At 37.1% G+C, this 20129-nt stretch carries 18 protein-coding genes and 1 other RNA gene; 14 read left to right on the plus strand and 5 right to left on the minus strand.

Features of this window, described 5'->3' with window-relative positions; genetic code table 11:
• The first annotated feature begins 277 nt into the window (after positions 1-277).
• The 7 genes from G466_RS21540 to G466_RS0106405 all read left to right on the plus strand — a co-directional run bounded on the left by G466_RS21540 (position 278) and on the right by G466_RS0106405 (position 9661).
• On the plus strand, positions 278-3493 hold the full coding sequence (locus G466_RS21540; protein WP_051315547.1) for a PQQ-dependent sugar dehydrogenase: 3216 nt from the start codon (positions 278-280) through the stop codon (positions 3491-3493).
• A 249-nt stretch (positions 3494-3742) separates the two neighbouring features.
• Complete coding sequence (locus G466_RS0106380; RefSeq protein WP_026812919.1) at positions 3743-4651, plus strand: TatD family hydrolase; 909 nt, start codon at positions 3743-3745, stop codon at positions 4649-4651.
• Positions 4651-5544, plus strand: coding sequence for a UbiA-like protein EboC (gene eboC, locus G466_RS0106385; RefSeq protein WP_026812920.1), 894 nt, complete (start codon positions 4651-4653; stop codon positions 5542-5544). The genes G466_RS0106380 and eboC overlap by 1 nt, the downstream gene beginning before the upstream one ends.
• Before the next feature lie 10 nt (positions 5545-5554).
• Positions 5555-6730 carry a 3-dehydroquinate synthase gene (locus G466_RS0106390; RefSeq protein ID WP_034234835.1) on the plus strand — a complete coding sequence of 392 codons (1176 nt, stop codon included), beginning with the start codon at positions 5555-5557 and terminating at the stop codon, positions 6728-6730.
• Positions 6730-7923, plus strand: a complete 1194-nt coding sequence (gene eboE / locus G466_RS0106395; protein ID WP_026812922.1) for a metabolite traffic protein EboE — start codon at positions 6730-6732, stop codon at positions 7921-7923. The genes G466_RS0106390 and eboE overlap by 1 nt, the downstream gene beginning before the upstream one ends.
• A 3-nt stretch (positions 7924-7926) precedes the next feature.
• A complete protein-coding gene (locus G466_RS0106400; RefSeq protein WP_026812923.1) occupies positions 7927-9306 on the plus strand; it encodes an alkaline phosphatase family protein in 1380 nt (459 codons plus the stop codon).
• Between the two features lies 1 nt (position 9307).
• Positions 9308-9661, plus strand: a complete 354-nt coding sequence (locus G466_RS0106405; RefSeq protein ID WP_026812924.1) for a transmembrane 220 family protein — start codon at positions 9308-9310, stop codon at positions 9659-9661.
• Here the strand turns inward: G466_RS0106405 and G466_RS0106410 are convergent.
• On the minus strand, positions 9658-11499 hold the full coding sequence (locus G466_RS0106410) for a DNA polymerase III subunit gamma/tau (RefSeq protein WP_026812925.1): 1842 nt from the start codon (positions 11497-11499) through the stop codon (positions 9658-9660). The genes G466_RS0106405 and G466_RS0106410 overlap by 4 nt on opposite strands.
• A gap of 133 nt (positions 11500-11632) precedes the next feature.
• On the opposite strand from G466_RS0106410, the gene rnpB reads away from it, so the two are divergent.
• Positions 11633-11951: RNase P RNA component class A (gene rnpB, locus G466_RS23055), an RNA gene on the plus strand.
• Positions 11952-12032: 81 nt separating this feature from the next.
• Here rnpB and G466_RS0106415 read toward each other — a convergent pair.
• Genes G466_RS0106415 through G466_RS0106425 form a run of 3 tightly spaced genes read right to left on the minus strand, consistent with a single transcriptional unit; the run spans position 12033 to position 14058 of the window.
• Positions 12033-12590 (minus strand): RsmD family RNA methyltransferase, encoded by a 558-nt coding sequence (locus G466_RS0106415; protein WP_026812926.1) that lies wholly within the window; start codon positions 12588-12590, stop codon positions 12033-12035.
• Positions 12591-12593: 3 nt separating this feature from the next.
• Positions 12594-13430: a DUF3822 family protein gene (locus G466_RS0106420; RefSeq protein ID WP_026812927.1), complete on the minus strand. Its 837-nt coding sequence runs from the start codon at positions 13428-13430 to the stop codon at positions 12594-12596.
• Positions 13408-14058: a hypothetical protein gene (locus G466_RS0106425; RefSeq protein WP_026812928.1), complete on the minus strand. Its 651-nt coding sequence runs from the start codon at positions 14056-14058 to the stop codon at positions 13408-13410. The genes G466_RS0106420 and G466_RS0106425 overlap by 23 nt, the downstream gene beginning before the upstream one ends.
• 101 nt (positions 14059-14159) lie before the next feature.
• Here G466_RS0106425 and G466_RS0106430 point away from each other — a divergent pair, with 101 nt between their 5' ends.
• The 6 genes from G466_RS0106430 to G466_RS0106455 all read left to right on the plus strand — a co-directional run bounded on the left by G466_RS0106430 (position 14160) and on the right by G466_RS0106455 (position 19445).
• The gene (locus G466_RS0106430) at positions 14160-15599 is read left to right on the plus strand and encodes an ATP-dependent DNA helicase (protein WP_026812929.1); all 1440 of its coding nucleotides are present in this window, start codon (positions 14160-14162) and stop codon (positions 15597-15599) included.
• A 27-nt stretch (positions 15600-15626) separates the two neighbouring features.
• Positions 15627-16199 carry a DUF4126 domain-containing protein gene (locus G466_RS0106435; protein ID WP_026812930.1) on the plus strand — a complete coding sequence of 191 codons (573 nt, stop codon included), beginning with the start codon at positions 15627-15629 and terminating at the stop codon, positions 16197-16199.
• A 108-nt stretch (positions 16200-16307) separates the two neighbouring features.
• Positions 16308-17036: a 3-deoxy-manno-octulosonate cytidylyltransferase gene (kdsB, locus tag G466_RS0106440; RefSeq protein ID WP_034234838.1), complete on the plus strand. Its 729-nt coding sequence runs from the start codon at positions 16308-16310 to the stop codon at positions 17034-17036.
• Positions 17027-17746: an HAD family hydrolase gene (locus tag G466_RS0106445; RefSeq protein ID WP_026812932.1), complete on the plus strand. Its 720-nt coding sequence runs from the start codon at positions 17027-17029 to the stop codon at positions 17744-17746. Before kdsB ends, G466_RS0106445 begins: the two co-directional genes overlap by 10 nt.
• A complete protein-coding gene (locus tag G466_RS0106450; RefSeq protein ID WP_026812933.1) occupies positions 17733-18860 on the plus strand; it encodes an iron-containing alcohol dehydrogenase family protein in 1128 nt (375 codons plus the stop codon). The genes G466_RS0106445 and G466_RS0106450 overlap by 14 nt, the downstream gene beginning before the upstream one ends.
• 45 nt (positions 18861-18905) lie before the next feature.
• Positions 18906-19445: a 1-acyl-sn-glycerol-3-phosphate acyltransferase gene (locus tag G466_RS0106455; protein ID WP_026812934.1), complete on the plus strand. Its 540-nt coding sequence runs from the start codon at positions 18906-18908 to the stop codon at positions 19443-19445.
• A gap of 499 nt (positions 19446-19944) precedes the next feature.
• On the opposite strand, the gene G466_RS23790 is transcribed toward G466_RS0106455, so the two are convergent.
• Positions 19945-20094 (minus strand): hypothetical protein, encoded by a 150-nt coding sequence (locus G466_RS23790; RefSeq protein ID WP_157373820.1) that lies wholly within the window; start codon positions 20092-20094, stop codon positions 19945-19947.
• Positions 20095-20129: the final 35 nt, after the last annotated feature.

Genomic DNA, 20129 nt, shown 5'->3' on the forward strand with positions numbered 1-20129 from the left:
ACTGGATTATTGTTTAATAGCACGTTTTTTATTTAACGCCAAAATCGGAAACGTGTTGTATAATAATTTTTTTCTATGAAAATTTGTTGTTCACTCACTTCTCATAGATGAAAGTTAGCGGAGATAATATAAAGGTCAATTTTGAAAAGATATGATTGAAATAACTACAGATGTCAAGCACTTCGTCCTAGTATTTTTCTTTACATTAGTAAAATCTATAACCAATTACTATATCGCTCGTTGCGTATAACTTGCAAAGGGTTCAAAAAAAAATAAAATGAGAAGCAAAGCAGTCGTATCGTTTATATTAACTGCCATTTTTGGCGTATTGATATCTTGCTCTACCAAAGTAGATAAGGTATTGGTATTTAGCAAAATGGTAGAAGATGAACACGATTTTTCTAAAGTGGGTTCGGATGATCTAAAAAAAATAGTGGAGGAGAATGGATATCAGATAGAGGTAACTGATGATGCAACGAATTTTACGGAAGAAATTTTAATGCAGTACTCGGCTGTTTTATTTTTAAATACCACAGGTAATGATTTAAACGGCCCTCAAAAAGCAGATTTTGAAAGGTATATTCAATCTGGTGGTGGTTTTATAGGAGTTCATTCCACTAAAATTACGGATGTTGATTGGCCTTGGTACAATGAGTTGGTGGGGAATTCTATTGATGGGGTAGCTAAAACTGCCCAAGAGGATCAAACAGAATCAGATAAAGTAAATCCCGGGATATGGAATCAAAACTACGATGGAGGGAGAGCATCTTTTATTGTGCTGGACCAAACAACTAAGTCCAATGAGAGCTCTAATATTTTTAGAGAAATAGTAGAGGGAATAAAATACGTTAAAAGTAAGAAAGCGCTAGATTACAGTAAAGCGAGGACAGAACGTATTCCTGAGGAAAATAGATATCTTAGAACGGTGTTGGATTTTAACTTGGACGAACCAATGGAGTTGGATGAGCTGCCGGGAAGGGGAATTTTATTTATTGAAAGAAGAGGGGCGTTAAAGCTCTATGATTTTGAAAAAGAAGAAACACTCCTTATAGCTCAATTGCCTTTATTTTATGGCAATGAGGATGGACTGTTAGGGCTTGCCGTAGATCCTAACTATAAAGATAACAATTGGATTTACTTATTTTATTCAGTGGAAGGTGAAGAGTCTAAACAACATGTATCTCGATTTGATCTAGTAGGTAATAAATTGGATTTTGATTCGGAAAAAGTGTTGTTGACTATTCCTACTTTGCGTAAATGCTGCCATAGTGGAGGGGCTTTGGAGTTTGGACCCGATGGAAATCTTTTTATTGGGGTGGGGGATAACACCAATCCATTTGAATCCTCTGGGTTTGCTCCTATAGATGAACGTGAGGGAAGGGCACTGTGGGATGCCCAAAGATCAGCAGGAAATACCAACGATCTTAGAGGTAAGATTTTGCGTATTAAACCAGAGGATGATGGTACCTATTCTATTCCAGAAGGAAATCTTTTTCCAGAGGGAACGCCTAATGCTAGGCCAGAAATATATGTTATGGGCTCCCGCAATCCGTTCAGATTTTCAATAGATAGCAAAACGGGATATGTTTATTGGGGAGATGTAGGTCCAGATGCAGGAAAAGGAGATCCCAACCGTGGTCCACATGGGATGGGAGAATTTGATCAGGCCAGAAAAGCAGGTAATTGGGGTTGGCCCTATACCCGTGGTAACAATCAAGTATATAACGATTACGATTTTGCTACAGAAACTTCAGGGCATAAGTTTAACCCAAATAATCTTATTAATGATTCGCCCAATAATACCGGTTTAAAGGAATTGCCACCGGCACAAGAATCTATGATCTGGTTTTCCTATAAGGAATCGGAAGAGTTTCCTTGGCTGGGTTCAGGAGGGGTAAATCCGATGGGCGGACCTGTTTTTCATTCAGATGATTTCCCTGATGCCAAAAATAAATTCCCTTCCTATTTTGATGGAAAATTACTGCTTTACGAATGGATGAGGGATTGGATTTATGTAGTTACTTTGGATGAAGATCAAAATTATGTAAAAGCAGATCCATTTATGCCAAGCAGTGAATTCTCCCACCCCATGGATATGATATTTGGATCAGACGGTAGCCTTTATGTTTTGGAATACGGTCAAAAATGGAATTCACGGAATATGGATGCCCGTCTAAATAGAATTAATTATGTAGCAGGGAACAGAAAACCAATTGCAAGAATCACTACGGATAATACTGTAGGAGCTTCCCCCTTTACTGTGCAATTTTCTGGAAGTGAATCTGAGGACTATGACAGGGATAAACTAACCTACAAATGGTTTTTTACAGGGGATAGTGTACAAGATACCAATGAGAATGCAAGCTTTACTTTTAATGAACCGGGGATTTATACGGTTCGTTTAGAAGTAACCGACGAAGCTGGAAATTCTGCCTATGGCACAACAAAAATTTTGGTTGGGAATGATGAACCTGAGGTGAAAATTGACGTGAATACCGATAACTATATTTATTGGGACAATAGAACGCTAGATTACGCTGTAAACGTTGTAGATAAGCAAGACGGTAGCACTGCTGATGGTACTATAGATCCCAAATCAGTAAAGGTCACATTTACATATATTCCTGAAGGCGAGGATATGGTGAAAGCTACTTTAGGCCATCAACAAAATACGGTGCCAGAGGGGAAACTCCTTATTGATGGAACTGACTGTAAAGCTTGCCATGGTATTAACGAGAAAGTGAACGGCCCTAGTTATATCGAAATTTCGCAGCGTTATACTACGATAGATAAACCGTATCTAATAGATAAGATAAGAAATGGAGGATCTGGAGTCTGGGGTGAAGGTATGATGTCTGCACATCCACAATTAAAAGTCGAAGAGGTGGATAAGATAGTGGATTATATTCTGTCCCTAAATACCGAGCTGGATAATGATGAGGATTTGCTTCCACTTAAAGGTACCCTTAGTTTTAAAGAACATATAGGTAAAGGTAGTGAAGGTAAATATGTAATTACGGCCTCCTATTTGGATAAAGGCGGGGTAGGATTAGAAGAAGGTAATTTATCATCAAGAGCTCAAATAATTTTTAAATACCCTAAGATTCAAGCCGAAAATGCGGCTGATAAAAGCGAGGGAATCACTATATGGGATGCAATGGGTGATAATTTAGTGGGAGGCATTAAGGATAAGTCCCACCTTACTTTCGAAAATGTTTCATTAACTGGGTTGAAAAAAATTCGTTTATCCATGTTTTTTGGGCCGGATACGCAGTATAAGGGAATTGTTGAAGTAAGGGAAGGGGATGCTGGAGGAAAAATAATAGGGACAGGAACAATAGACCATTTTAATAAAAAGGACGGGATTAAAAAGGAATTGGATATCCCAGTTACTTCTAAGACGAATGGGAATATGATTAGCTTGGTTTTCAAAAATGAGAGTGCTAAGGAAGCAGTTATTACAAATTTAGACTGGATGTCTTTGTATTATTGATGGTGTTAAAATCGGTGAATTCCCTACAAATCCGATAAAAATGTCAATCATCCCGAACTATTTGTTAAAACAGGTTTAAAAGTGAGCAAAATTGCTTTGGACATGCTATAATTTCAGTAGATTTATGCGTTGTAGGGGAACAGAAATCTTCGAAATTTATTTCAAGTATTTTAAGGGAACCAGGGTAGAGCGGAAGAAATGCGTTCTATGGAATTGATTTTTAATTTATTAAAGGAGTAAAAAATTAGTATGGAAGAGAAAATGATGATTATAGACCCGCATGTACATATGACCGCTAGGACTACGGATGATTATGAAGCTATGGCGGAAGCAGGAGTTGTGGCTGTTATTGAGCCCTCTTTTTGGTTGGGTCAGCCGCGAACACAAGTGGGGTCCTTTCAGGATTATTATAGTAGTTTGGTAGGTTGGGAACCATTTAGGGCCAGCCAATTTGGAATTAAGCATTATTGTACCATCGGCCTTAATTCCAAAGAAGCGAATAACGAAGCTTTAGCTGAGCAAGTAATGGAATTATTGCCCCTTTATTTGCACAAGGAAAATGTAGTTGCAATTGGGGAGATTGGTTATGATGATCAAACTCCTGCTGAGGACAAATATTTTAGATGGCAACTAGAATTGGCAAAAGAACTTAACTTACCTGTTCAAGTGCATACCCCACATAGGGATAAGAGGTCTGGTACCATTAGAAGTATGGAAGTATGTTTGGAGCACGGCTTGGATCCATCTATGGTGGTTATAGACCACAATAATGAGGAAACAGTGAAAGAGGTGCTAGATAGAGGGTTCTTAGCAGCATTTACCATTTATCCAAAAACCAAAATGGGTAATGAAAGAATGGTAGAGGTAGTTAGGAAATTTGGAAGTAATGGGATAATTGTAGATAGTTCTGCGGATTGGGGTGTAAGTGATCCTTTAGCGGTTCCAAAAACCGCATCCTTAATGCTTAAAAGAGGAATTGCTAGGGAAGATGTAGTTAAGACTTGTTATCAGAATGCATTGGATATCTTTGGAATGAATGGAAAAATGAAAGAATCCGATTGGTTAAATCCTGAAGGAATCAATCAGACCAAATTATTCAATGATAATAGTGTTCTAAGGGGGCAACAGCCAAAAGTAGATACCGATAAAATAGTCTAATGAATCCTGTTTTAAAAGGGTATTTACAGCTGACTAGGCCTGCTAATTTACCCACATCAGCTGCTGATATTTTGGCCGGTATTGCTATATCCGGTTTTTTCTTGATTAATACCGAAGAACAGGCTTTAGGATGGATGGCTGTTTTGTTATTGGTGTGTTCCTCTATATTCTTATATGCCTCTGGAGTGGTTCTAAATGATGTTTTTGATTATCGATTAGATTGTGTAGAGCGCCCCGAAAGGCCAATTCCATCTGGTGTGGTACCATTAACTTCTGCGTCAATTTTTGGCGGAGCATTAATGGTGTTGGGTGTATTGGCTGCCTTTTGTGTTGGTATTACTAGTGGGGCCATTTCCCTAGCCCTAGGAGTATCAATTTTGATGTACGATGCGTTAGGAAAACATCATTCCTTTTTTGGTCCATTAAACATGGGGTTGTGCAGGGGCCTGAATTTATTGTTGGGAATGTCTATTCTAGGTAATCTTTTACATTGGCAGTATGCCATTATCCCTATCGTTTATATTGCGGCAATTACCCTAATAAGTAGGGGAGAGGTATACGGAGATAACAAAAGACATATTGTATTGGCAGCTTTGTTATATGTTATGGTGATTATATCATTAACGGTTATTCTTATCTATAGCGGTCAAAATAGTTTAATATCCTTACCTTTCGCTCTACTTTTTTCTATTTTAATATTTAGACCTTTGCTAAAGGCCTTCAAAGAAAATTCGCCTCGCAACATAAAAATGGCGGTAAAAGCTGGAGTGATTTCAATTATTGTTCTGGATGCTGCCTTGGCGGCCGGATTTTCCTATTGGTGGGTGGGAGTTTTTACCCTTCTTTTGTTGCCTTTATCCATTTTGTTATCCAAACTATTCGCAGTAACTTAATATAAAAAGTATGCAAAATTACAAAACAATATCGCAATCCTTTAAAGTGCCTTACGAATATAAACTTCATTTTACGGAGCATATCTTTAATCAGGACAATGTTTTGTTTAAGGAGTTGATAAGGAAATACAATCCCAAAGGGAATGTAAAGGTGCTTTTTGTTATCGATAGTGGAGTGTTGGAATGTCACCCCAATTTATCGGATCAAATTACTGCCTATTGTGAAAAATATAGTGCAGAAATTAACAGTACAGAGCAAATTGTTATACCAGGAGGTGAACAATGTAAAAATGATTATGGCAATGTAGAGAGAATATTACATGCGGTTAACGATAACAAAATATGTAGGCATTCTTTTGTGGTGGCTATAGGAGGTGGTGCTGTAATAGATATGGTTGGATATGCCGCTGCGATCGCTCATAGAGGGGTAAAACTAATTCGTATTCCAACTACTGTTTTATCACAGAATGATTCAGCGGTCGGTGTTAAGAATAGCATTAATATCTTGGGGAAGAAAAACTTCTTGGGCACCTTTGCCCCTCCTTATGCTATTATAAATGATCCTTTTTTCTTGACTACCTTAGAACAGCGCGACTGGATATCGGGGATTTCGGAGGCCATTAAAGTAGCCCTCATTAAGGATGACAAGTTTTTTGAGTTCCTAGAAGAGAATAGTATTAAACTTAGAGATAGGGATATGTCAGCTATGCAATACCTTATCTATAGATGCGCCGAAATGCACATGGAGCATATTGCCCAAGGAGGAGATCCATTTGAAAGCGGATCTTCAAGACCGTTGGATTTTGGACATTGGGCGGCCCATAAACTGGAGTTCATGACCAATTACCAATTACGTCACGGAGAAGCCGTAGCAATAGGTATGGCGTTAGATATCACCTATGCCCACTTAAGTGGATTGATAAATAAAAGTACTCTGGAAAGAATCTTGGACGTGCTTCAAAATATTGGGTTCGATATACATATACCCTTAACGGAAAAAAATGAAATAGAGGAACTGCTAAACGGTATAGAAGAATTTAGAGAGCATTTGGGAGGAGAACTAACCATTACCTTAATTTCTGAAATAGGTGCTAAGCACGATGTCCATGTTATTGATAGAGAAGTTATGAAGAATGCTATAATGTGGCTAAATAATAAATATCAACCTAAAATCTCAATACAATAGTGCGGATAAAAGATAAATTTCACCTTAGTTATTGTACTAATATACACCCTGGCGAAGACTGGAAGCAGACTTGGGAAAATTTAGAGGTATACCTGCCAAAGATAAAACAACAAGTATCCCCATCACAACCCTTTGGTGTGGGGTTACGTCTTTCTAATATAGCTAGCTTAGAATTGCAACAGAAAAACCGATTGCAGGAATTTAAAGAATGGCTAGATAAAAACGATTTATATGTCTTTACTATGAATGGATTCCCCTATGGGAATTTTCACAATGAAAGAGTAAAAGATATGGTGCATGCGCCAGACTGGACTACGCCAGAGCGATTAGAGTATACTCAGAGACTTTTTAACCAACTCGCTTTTCTTCTGCCCAATGGCATAACAGGGGGAATCTCTACTTCTCCCATTAGTTATAAGTTTTGGCATAATTCCGATAAAACTAGTGATAAGGCATTTATTACCGGAGCTACCAACATGATAGCTGTGGCATTGCAATTAATAGACATAGAAGAGAAGACAGGGAAACATTTACATTTGGATATTGAGCCGGAACCAGATGGAATGTTGGAAAATAGTGATGAAGTATTGGAGTTTTATGAGAGGTATCTAATTCCGATCGGAACCCAGGTTTTGATAGATAATTTGGGTTGTACTGCCGATAAAGCCAAGGAGTTGATATTGAGACATATTATGATCTGTTATGATGTATGCCATTTCTCCCTTGCCTATGAGGAACCTCAATATACTTTGAAGAAATTTAAGGACGCCGGAATAGAGGTTGGAAAAATACAAGTTAGTTCTGCGCTAAAGATACTTTTTAATAAAGACAATAATGAAGCCATTTGGCAATCCCTGGAAAGGTTTAACGAACCTACTTATCTGCATCAAGTTACTCATATGAAGGGTGATAAGGTAATTACATACAGGGATTTACCGGAGCTATTCGCTAAAAAAGGAGACTTTACAGAGTTGCGTGCACACTTTCATGTGCCTATATTTATGGAGCAATACGAATCTTTATTTTCTACACAAGATCAAATTCTAAAAGTGCTGGAGCGGCTTAAAATAGACCCGTTTTCAGATCACTTGGAAATAGAGACCTATACGTGGGACGTATTACCTAAAGAATTGAAAATGGAACTATCAGCATCTATAGTTCGCGAAATAAATTGGTTAAAGAATAAGTTGTAAATAATGAAGAAGACCGTTGTTATAAATGTTGTTGGATTGACGAGGGGATTAATTGGTGAGCATACCCCATTTATTAAATCATTCTTAGATAAAGGAAGTTGGGGAGCAATTACCCCGCAATTACCTGCTGTTACCTGTGCGGCGCAAGCTACATATCTAACGGGTAAAACACCAGCAGAACATGGAATAGTAGCCAATGGATGGTACTTTAAAGAAGAACATGAGATTAAGTTTTGGCGACAATCCAATACTTTAATACAATCGGATAAAATATGGGACAAATTAAAGAAAAAGAATCCCAATTTTACCTGCGCCAATCTATTTTGGTGGTATAATATGTATTCCAATGCCGATTTTAGTGCTACTCCCCGGCCTAACTATTTAGCAGATGGAAGAAAAATCCCTGATTTTTATTCTCATCCTGCAGAACTACGAGATAAACTTAGGGACGAATTGGGAGATTTTCCATTGTTTCATTTTTGGGGTCCAAAAACCTCTATAAAATCCAGTCAGTGGATAGCCGATGCAGCTATAAAAACCGATATGATGCACAATCCCACGCTTAGTTTGGTATACCTACCACATTTGGATTATAATTTGCAGCGCCATGGTAACGATTTTTCAAAAATAAATAAGGATTTAGAAGAAATAGATGCAGTAGTCCAGCAATTGGTGACCCATTACGAAAGTAAGTCCGCCAATATTATTTTGCTATCAGAATACGGAATAACCAACGTTAATAATCCGGTACATCTAAATAGGATATTGAGAAGAGAAGGCTATATAAACGTTAGAGTGGAGCGTGGTTTAGAACTACTTGATGCTGGAGCTAGTGATGCTTTTGCAGTTGCAGATCACCAGTTGGCACATATTTATGTAAAAGACCATAGTAATATTGATAAGATTAAAGACCTGCTTAAAAAAGTGAAAGGGGTAGAGCAAGTGTTGTCTGGGGATGAAATTAAAGGAATTCATTTAGATCACGAACGAAGTGGAGATATCATCGTAGTGGCCGATAAGAATTCTTGGTTTACCTATTATTTTTGGTTAGATGATAAGAAAGCTCCAGATTATGCCAGGATGGTAGATATTCATAAGAAGCCTGGCTACGATCCTGTTGAGATGTTGACAGATCCTAATGATAAACTATTGATGCCCAAGGTAGCGTGGAAATTATTGAAAAAGAAATTAGGCTTTAGGACTGTATTGGATATTATTCCATTGGATGCCACCTTAGTAAAAGGTTCTCACGGCAGAATTCCTGAAGACAGTAATGATCTTCCTATTCTCATTAGCAATAATAAGGCTGGAAAAGAAATTGCGGACGCTATATTGGCAACAGAAGTTTATGGTATAATAGAAAGTCATATTTTAGATAGCTAATATGAAGCTTTTTTCAAAAATATTCGCATTTATATTTGCCTTCCTCTTTATTTGGTCAGCCGTTCTACAATATAATGATCAGGATGCATGGTTATGGTATGCTATCTATGGTAGTGCTGCACTGGCCTCTATATTCTTTGTTTTTGATAGATTGCTTTTATCGATAGGAGTGTTCCTCTCCTTTTTGTATTTGATAAGTAGTTATATTTTTTGGCCAGAAAAATACGAAGGTGTGTCTATAGGAGGTGGAGATATAAATAATATTGAGCGTGCAAGGGAGTCTCTAGGGCTTTTGATAAGTGCTATGGTAATGCTTTTCTATGCGTGGCGAATCAAATTAAGTAGAAAAGCTTAAATATCTAGATCAAACTCTTTTCTTAGCAAGTCAATTGCTGGGTTCTTCTCCCGTAGTTTAAGGTACTTTTCCTCAGGGGTAAATGCGAATTTTTTAGCTGTAGTTTCGTTTACCGTTATATCTAAAGTGATAAAGTGGTTGTGAAGCTTTAATTTTAAGTATTCCATTAAGTCATACTTTTCCCGCTCCACTTCCTTTTTCATTGTGTCATTGGGCAATTCAATCCAAATTACAAAGTTTTCTTTTAATTTAGGGAGATCGGCATTTAAATTGGATGCCAGTATTTTACGTCCTTCTTTATCTATTATGTCAACAAATTCGGCCCAATGCTTTCGCAGTTCCTGTTCGGTGAAAACCGAATTTGGCAAACTACTTTCATCTATTATCTCTTCTTTTTTATTGAGTTGATGTTCCTTTTTGGCCTTTAGGCTAGACAAACTAAGACCAGATACCCTTTTTTTACCTGCCTTTAAGTCGATCTGAATTCTTTTAGTCTCAGCATCCTGAGTTTCCTGAGGCTTTGCTATACTGCTTTGTGCCGTATGTTCTTCTGTTAGAGTAGGGGCAGGGGCAGATGTGGAAGCACTCGCTGTTTGTATACTTTGTGGCTTCGCTTTCTGGGTTGGAGCAATTTGTGGAGCATTTCCTTCAGCGGATTTTTGATTTGTAGGCGCCTTTGGCTCTGTGACCTTATTATGGTTAACTCGGTAAAAAGAAGCAGGAATTATAAAATCTGGACGACCTCTACCAGGTCCTAAGTGTTTAGACTTTTTTTTTTCTCCATCAAAGTCGATGGAGGCTAATTTCATTAGGGTCAGTTCTACTAGTAATCGCTGATGCTTACTGCTCTTGTATTTTATGTCGCAGTCATTGGCAAGGTCTATAGCTTCCAAAAGGAATGAGCCCGATGGTTTTTGTGATTGCTCTAAGTATTGTTTTTTTGCTTCCTCACCAACCTCTAATAGTGGAATGGTATTTTGATGCTTGCACACCATTAAATCCCTAAAATGGGAAGCTAATCCAACAATAAAATGATGGCCATCAAAGCCTTGGGCCAATGTTTCGTTGAACAAGACTAAAAGACCTGGAATATCCCGTGCCAAAATAAGATCGGTAGCCTTAAAATAGGTGTCGTAATCTAAAACGTTTAAATTCTCGGTCACCGCTTTTCTGGTTAAGTTTTTACCAGAAAAACTAACAACCCTATCAAATATCGAAAGGGCGTCGCGCATAGCGCCATCTGCTTTTTGAGCAATAATGTGCAAGGCGTCGTCTTCAGCATTTATCTGTTGACTTTCGGCAATATATCTTAAATATTCTGCTGTATCCTTTACTGTAATTCGTTTAAAATCAAAAATCTGACAGCGAGATAGAATAGTAGGGATTATCTTGTGCTTTTCAGTGGTGGCCAAAATAAAAATGGCATGGGCTGGCGGTTCTTCCAACGTCTTTAAAAAGGCGTTAAATGCCGCTTGGGACAGCATGTGGACCTCATCAATAATATATACTTTGTACTTCCCTACTTGCGGTGGAATCCGTACTTGGCTAGTAAGCTCTCTAATATCGTCTACCGAGTTATTGGATGCGGCATCCAGTTCAAAAATATTGAAAGCAAAGTCCTCATCTTCTGATGCTTCTCCTTGCTGATTGATCTGTTTTGCCAAGATTCTAGCACAGGTAGTTTTTCCTACCCCTCTAGGACCGGTAAATAATAATGCCTGCGCCAAATGATTGTTTTCAATGGCGTTCGTTAAAGTATTGGTAATAGCCTGCTGCCCCACTACATCCTTGAATGTTTTAGGTCTATATTTCCGAGCAGATACTATAAAAGGTTCCAAGAGTTTAAACTTATAAGTGACCTCTAATATGGAGGTCGATAGATATGGTACAAATATAAAAATAGCTTTCAATTATAGTCCCTATTTAACCAAGTTTAGCATTTTATTTATCAACAATTGAGCTATCTTTGCCTCAGCAGGTCGCCTTATCGCTGTTTCCAATCTTTTTGGGTCAGAGGAAAGTCCGGACACCATAGTGCAGTATAGCGGGTAACGCCCGTCCGTCGAGAGGCGAGGACAAGTGCAACAGAGAGAAGGTACAGGTAATGCTGTAGTGAAAGCAGGTAAACTCTATACGGTGCAACGCCATGTAAATCAGTGTTCGAGGGCTGCACGCTCAAGCTGAAGGGTAGGCGGTTAGAGTTGTTGAGCAATCAATAACCTAGATAAATGATAAGGAAGTCCATAATTAATTATGGGCTACAGAATCCGGCTTATGACCTGCTTTTTTTATAATTTGAGTTGTGGTGAGTGCTATGTTGAGGTGTGGTTATTGACCTTAAGGCTTTTAAATTGGCAATACAACTAACTTGTTAATTAGTTTTGGTTTCCCCTATCCATTCAAAAAAACTAAAAATACTGCTTCCGTATCTTCTTTGATTGGTGAAATGAGTTAATTGGGATAGGTCGGTATGTTTGGGGTGTTCAATAATCAAGACGCCATTTTCTAATAGCAGTTCCTTTTCGAATACTAGTTTTACAATTTGGGAAAAATCATCCAACGGAAAGTCGTATGGGGGATCTGCAAAGATTATATGTGCTGATATGGGATTGGTTTCCAAATACTCATAAACATCTCTTTTAATAACTTCTATTGGAAATTCATTTTTTTCTGATGTTTCCGAGATGTATTGCACACATCCTTGGTGGGCATCTACTGCAGTTATATGTTCAGTACCCCTAGAGGCAAATTCGTAGCTAATATTTCCAGTTCCAGAAAAAAGATCTAGAACCTTAAGGTCTTCAAAATAATATTGATTGTTAAGAATATTGAATAAGGCTTCCTTTGCCATATCAGTAGTTGGGCGAACAGGAAGCTTTTTTGGGGCGGTTAAGCGCAGGCCCTTTTTAGTACCAGAAATAATTCGCATGGGTTAAAGGGAATTTAAAAGTGTAAAATCTATCGTTTCCCGTTCCAGATCCCCAAGATGAAAGTGATTGGCATGAGAAGGTATAAAAATCGATATATCCTTTATGTAGGTATGGCAGAGTTGATAAAGGGAATCCCCTTCCTCCACAGCGCCGAATAGTTTTAGTTTTGTGGTTTCCGTATCTAATTTTAGTTGCTCTAGGGTAAATAGTAAATAATAGATAAAATCTTCTTTCGCCGTAAAACTAAAGTTATTGTAAAGCAGAAGCTTTTTATTTTGGATAACGGTTATATCCATATGTCCCTCCATTAAGTGTACATAGCAGATGGGTTCATTGGTGTTTCCGTGGCTATTTATCAGATTTTTTATCAAAACAGTTCCATTGTGCATAAATTCAAAATCCCCAAATAGATCGAAGATGTAATTGTTTATGTTCATAAAGGGCACGTATACATTTACCATGTCCATATTAGCGATCTCATCGTATACGATGTGGTCGTTAGCTAATATTTTCGCATTGAATTTAAGGTAATTTGCCAATTCATCCTTATTAAATAGGGCGTTGGGAACTAAACAGAATAAATTATTCCTATGAATAACAACGACTTCAGTGAAATTGGTTTTATGAATTTTATGATCCTCAAAAAGTTGTTTTACCTCTTTTTGTAGAGCATAAGGGGTCAGTTCGCCTTCGAAGCTAATTCTTTCCGAACTGATAACCGTATTGGAAAGTGTGTCCAATACACAAAAAGAAAGTCCATTCAAGCTAACTTGAATGGACAATTTATAATATGCTGATTTAGAATCTTCTGAAATCTTACTGGTCGTTTCGTTTGTCATAGATAGATGGCCAATTTCCACTGGTGCTTACCTCGGTCATGGATCCTACTTTGATTACGCTACCATTAACTTCATCAACGTTGATCTGAGCGTTTTCCCTTGCCAACAATTCTTTGGGTTGGTCATGAAGCACAATATCTTTACTAATTAGGACTTCAAATACAGGAGCTTTATAGCCTCCTTTTTCAACAATTCCAGATTTCATCTCAAATTGCTCATTGTTTTTTGCATAAGGAACATTCATCATGCTCTTATAACGAGTATCTTTTTTAAATAAGGAATCCTTCACTGATACAAAACCAAGAGTGTCAACAATCTTTACTTCTTTCAGCATGTCGATGCCAAAATGCTTGTCATACTCCAAATAAGAGGAATCTCTTTGTTGTGTAATAATGTATTTTCCAGTGTCCACAAATTTTATCAAGGAATTAAAATCTTTGGCATATCTCCCATTTACGGTCTTATAAGCTTCTTGGGAATTTCTAATATCCTTAAGACTGGCTATTACCTTAGTGAAACGCTCTTGTTTAACTTTGTTAAACTCAATAGGGCCATTGACAGATTTATAAATCATAAATGCTAATCCAATACTTACCAGCCAAAGAAAAATTTGTAAAATGGTCTTCATTTCTTATGTGTTATTATATTTAGTGGTTGTCACAAATCTACAATTTTTTTTTAATGCCAAAAGCATTTGGCCTTAAAAATACTGATTATCTTTGAAGACCTATGAATATTATAACTGACACACGTTTTTATAATCTACTAAAAGAGAAATTTCCACATGAGCCTACGCTCAAACAGTCGGTTGCATTACAGCAACTTGCAAGTTTTGCGCTATCAAAAGAAAAGGACACTGTTTTTCTTTTGAAGGGATTTGCAGGAACTGGGAAAACCACAATTGTTGGTACCATTGTTACCAATTTATGGAAAACTACCATGAAGGCGGTACTGATGGCTCCTACAGGAAGGGCGGCCAAGGTAATGTCCAATTATTCCGGTACCCAGGCATTCACTATTCATAGAAAAATATACTTCCCTAAAAAACAAAGAGGAGGAGGAGTGCAATTTGTGCTGTCTCCTAATAAGCATAGAAATACACTATTTATTGTAGATGAGGCTTCCATGATTTCCGATAATCCTACAGATTCCAAACTATTGGAAAATGGCTCTTTATTAGATGATTTAATGACCTATGTTTATTCTGGTCATAATTGTAAGCTGATTTTAATTGGGGATACTGCCCAGCTGCCTCCTGTTCATTTAAATCTAAGTCCCGCACTAGATGAGGGACAGTTATCTTTACATTATAATAAGGAAGTGATAAAGATGGAAATGGATGAAGTAGTGAGGCAGGCAGAGGATTCTGGAATACTTGCAAATGCCACTAATCTTAGGGAGCAATTGCAGAGCGAGTTTTATGACGATTTTAAATTCTCGGTTTCCCCTTTTACCGATATAGTTCGGTTAATAGATGGTCACGATATTCAAGAGGCAATAGATGAATCCTATTCACAAAATGGAAAAGAAGAAACGGCAATCATTGTTCGTTCTAACAAACGTGCCAATCTATACAATGAAAATATAAGGAATAGAATTCTTTACCTAGAAAACGAGTTGTCCGTTGGGGATTATATGATGGTAGTTAAGAATAACTATTTTTGGCTTAAACCCACTTCAGAAGCTGGTTTTATTGCCAATGGGGATATTATAGAAGTTTTGGAAATCTTTGCTATTAAGGAATTATACGGGTTTAAATTTGCGGAAGTAAAAGTAAAAATGGTGGATTATCCCAAACAGGAACCTTTTGAAACCGTACTATTATTAGATACCATAATGGCAGAGACCCCATCTTTGACCTATGAAGATGGGAACCGATTATATCAGGAGGTAATGCGGGATTATGAAGAGGAAACTTCTAAATATAAAAAGTTTCTTGCTGTTAAGAATAATCCTTTTTTCAATGCCCTTCAGGTGAAATTCTCTTATGCGATTACCTGTCATAAATCGCAAGGTGGACAATGGAATACTGTTTTTGTAGAACAGCCCTATCTTCCGAATGGGGTAGATAAGGAATACATGAGGTGGCTTTATACCGCCATCACTAGAGCCAAGGATAAATTGTACTTAATAGGATTTAAGAACGATTTTTTTGTTGATTCTGAATAGCCTAATTTCGCATTAAACTAAAAGCACATGGCTTTTGAGACCATTTTAAGTATTTTTCTAGGAATAGGGCTTGCTGCATCGGTTGGCTTTAGAATTTTTCTACCCTTGTTTGCCTTAAGCTTAGCTGCTTATTTTAATGTATGGGAATTAAATAATAGTTGGGAATGGATTGGGAGTATCCCAGCTTTGATAACGCTAGGCGTAGCTACCGTAGTCGAAATTTTCGCTTACTTTATTCCATGGGTAGATAATTTACTTGACGGTTTTGCAGTGCCTTTGGTCGCTATTGCCGGAACAGCAGTTATGGTTTCTACTGTAGCAGATCTGGATCCCATTGTCACTTGGACATTAGCTATAATTGCAGGTGGTGGTACGGCAACGGCCATTAAAAGTACTTCTGCTACTGGAAGGGTTGCCTCATTGGCAACTACAGGGGGAATAGCAAATCCAATAATTGGTCTGGTGGAAACAGTGGTAGCGGTAGTAATGACCGTATTGGCCATTTTTGTACCCATACTGGCCGTTATCCTTGTAGTTATTATATTGTTTGTTCTTTTTAAGATATATAAGAAACTAAGATCTAAATCTAATCCAAATTAATTTTATATAATTTTCATGTGAAATCAGTATTTCCCAAATCTGGTAGCAAAATACGAATGAAGGTATGCGTATTACATTTGACCGTTAAAAATTAATAAATAATAATATATGAAAATCATCGCAATGATACCCGCTCGTTATGCCGCTTCTAGATTTCCTGGGAAGTTAATGCAAGACTTGCAAGGGAAACCAGTTATACAAAGAACCTATGAGGCAGCTCTTAATACGGGCTTGTTTCAGGAAGTGTACGTAGTGACTGATAGTCCGGTTATTTATGAGTGCATTACTAAGATAGGTGGCAAAGCCATAATGAGCAAGAAGGAGCACGAATGTGGGAGTGATCGTATTGCCGAAGCCGTGGAAAATATGGACGTAGATATCATTGTTAATGTACAAGGTGATGAACCTTTTACTGATCGTGAGAGTCTTGTCAGTGTAATAGAAGTTTTTAAGGACGATCATCAAAAGGAGATAGACCTTGCTTCCTTAATGACGAGGATAACCGATTGGGTAGAGATCAATGACCCCAATACGGTGAAGGTAATTGTGGATAAACAGAATTTTGCCCTTTATTTTTCTAGGGCCCCCATTCCTTATCCAAGAGCTAGGGAATTAGATATACCTTATTATAAGCATAAGGGAATATATGCTTTTAGAAAAAGTGCCTTGATGGATTTTCAAAGGTTGCCGATGCAAATACTGGAAGCTACTGAAAAAATAGAAGCTATACGGTATCTGGAATATGGTAAAAAAATAAAAATGGTAGAAACGAATGTTACGGGAATTGAAATAGATACCCCGGAAGATTTGGAAAAGGCCAAGAGTGTATGGAAATAGATTATAGTAAGATAAAAGTAATTGGGTTTGATGCAGACGATACCTTATGGGTAAATGAAACCTATTTTAGGGATACCGAGGAAAAGTTCGCAAGCCTTTTGGATAAATATGAAACCAAGAATAAAATAGACCAAGAGCTCTTTAAAACCGAAATAAATAACTTAGAAATTTATGGTTATGGAGTAAAGGGGTTTGTGCTATCCATGATAGAATCTGCCCTTGATTTATCAAATAATAAGGTTTCTCTAGCAACCATTGGAGATATTCTTAATCTAGGGAAGGAAATGTTGTCTCATCCTGTAGAATTGTTGGATGGAGTGGAGGAAGTTTTGCGAAAATTAAAGGATCATTATCGTTTAATTGTTTTAACTAAAGGGGATCTATTGGATCAGGAACGGAAATTGGAAAAATCGGGTCTATCAAAATATTTTCACCATGTGGAGGTATTAAGTGACAAGAAGGAAATAAACTATAAAAACCTTTTGGAGCACTTAAGAATTCCTGTGTCGGAATTTTTAATGGTTGGGAACTCTCTGAAATCGGACGTCCTTCCCATTATTAATATTGGAGCTAAAGCGATTCATATCCCATTTCATACTACTTGGCAACACGAGGAAGTAAAATTAGAAGAACATCAGAATGGTCATCTAACCCTAAACACCATTACTGAATTATTAAAATATCTTAACTATGGCAATGGAAGTGAGTAATAAAGAAAATGAGGTAGAGACGAGTACAGATTTAAAAACAAATTACAGGAACTTTCCTATGGTTCCCAGAGTTATATTTGGTAATGGATGTTTTGGTCAGTTGGGAGAGATCTTATTGCCAAAAAGGAAAAGTGTTGAAGCGCCTATTATTTTTTTAATCGATGATGTATTTGAGGGAACTCCACTTATCTCTCGGATACCCTTATTCCCTAACGATCTAATTATCTTTATTTCAGCAGAGGAAGAGCCTAAAACAGACCAGGTAGACTTCTTAGTAGAACAGATACGTAGCGAGTATAAAGAAATTCCTTCCGGTATTGTGGGGATAGGGGGGGGTACCTTGTTAGATTTGGCAAAAGCGGTAGCCATAATGTTGAACAATGAAGGTAAGGCGCAGGAATATCAAGGTTGGGACTTGGTGAAAAAACCATCTATTTATCATGTTGGTATTCCAACAATTAGTGGTACCGGTGCTGAGGTATCTAGAACCACCGTTTTAATGGGTCCAGAAAAAAAACTAGGCATAAACTCGGACTATACAACTTTTGACCAAGTTATCTTAGACCCAGACCTTACCAAAGGCGTCTCTAAAGAGCAATGGTTTTATACCGGAATGGACTGCTTTATTCATTGTGTAGAATCGTTGGATGGTACCTTTTTAAATGCCTTCAGCCAAAGCTATGGAGAAAAGGCCTTAGAACTTTGTAAAGAGGTTTTTTTAGGAGAATTGGAAGATTCAGAATCTAGAGATAAGTTAATGATGGCGTCCTGGCACGGTGGGATGAGTATTGCATATTCACAAGTCGGCGTTGCCCATGCCATGAGTTATGGACTCTCCTATTTGTTAGGAGTAAGACATGGCATAGGGAATTGTTTGGTTTTTCAATATTTGGAGGAGTTTTATCCCAAGGGAGTGGCTATGTTCAATAAGATGATAGAAAAACATAACATCACGTTGCCAAAAGGAGTATGTAGGGATTTGACCGATAGTGATTTTAAAATAATGACTAACGTGGCCCTTAGTCTAGAACCTCTTTGGGAAAATGCTTTGGGCGTGGAATGGAAAAAACACATCAGCCCAGAGAAGTTAAGATCAATATATCAAAAAATATAGACTAATTATGACCTATGGTTATCGGATTTTAATACCTTAGATGCCATGCATACCATCGCAAAATTTATATACTTTAAAGTGTTGGGGTGGAAACTAATAGGTTCCTTCCCTAAAGTGGATAAATGCGTTTTTATAGTAGTTCCCCATACTAGTTGGGTCGATTTTTTTCTTGGTCTTTTAGTACGCCGCGTAGTAAATGAGGAAATTCATTTTATAGGAAAGAAAAGCTTGTTTAAGCCTCCGTTTGGATGGTATTTCCGTTGGATGGGAGGTACACCTATTGATAGGAGCAAGAATAGGGATACGGTAAGTGCTACGGCCAAACTTTTTCAAGAAAAAAAACAGTTTAGACTTGCCTTATCCCCAGAAGGAACTAGGAAGAAGGTGAGTGAATGGAGAACAGGATTTTATTATATAGCAAAAGCAGCCAACGTCCCAATAGTCTTGGTGGCTTTTGATTTCGGTAAAAAACAGATAAAGTTTTCAGCCCCCCACTTCCCAACAGAAAATAAAGAACAGGACTTTGCTACTTATACAGCTTTTTATAAAGGCGTTTTAGGAAAGGTTCCCGAAAATAGTTTCTAAAAAGAATATTCTTTTATTTGTTGCCCAATAATTTTAATGGATGGGTAAGACTATCTATAAAATCTTTAAGTCTATACGACAATATGTACAATGGCTACTACATAAATTTTTTTCCGACTATACGCTAAATGTAATTTGTTATTTACCGTTAAAATTTACACACCCAAGAATCTTATTCTACCGCTATAATAATTTCGATTTTATTGTGTTGAGAAGTGGTTAATTGTCGAGTATTTGGAGCTGATTATCGAATTGGAGGACGAATTATTAAAATGTTAATTTTTAATTTCAATATTTGATTTTTGCTTGATCTATTTAAATCTGGAATTAAATCTTTTGTCAATATAATGGTAATATATTCGATTTGTAAAGTTCTTTTTTTGAGAATATAAATTTTCCCTTTTTTTAAATATTGATTTTCCCCCAAAATCCATAGGAACCCACTTAGTTATGGTCATAATTTATATGACCAACAAGATTTTTATGATTAAATTTTTACTCAAGTAATTTCTTCTTCATATATACATAGTTCATAATCAACGCCTTGCTCTGTATTGGCGATATTGATAAATTGAATGTATATGTATTTCTCTTCAAGGTCGTAATGGTTTATACCTTCCAGAAAGGTAAAGATCAAATTTGTGAACATACATTTAAATAATCGGTTCAAATTCAATTTATAAA

Source organism: Arenibacter certesii DSM 19833, from assembly GCF_000429545.1.
GTDB classification, from domain to species: Bacteria; Bacteroidota; Bacteroidia; order Flavobacteriales; family Flavobacteriaceae; genus Arenibacter; species Arenibacter certesii.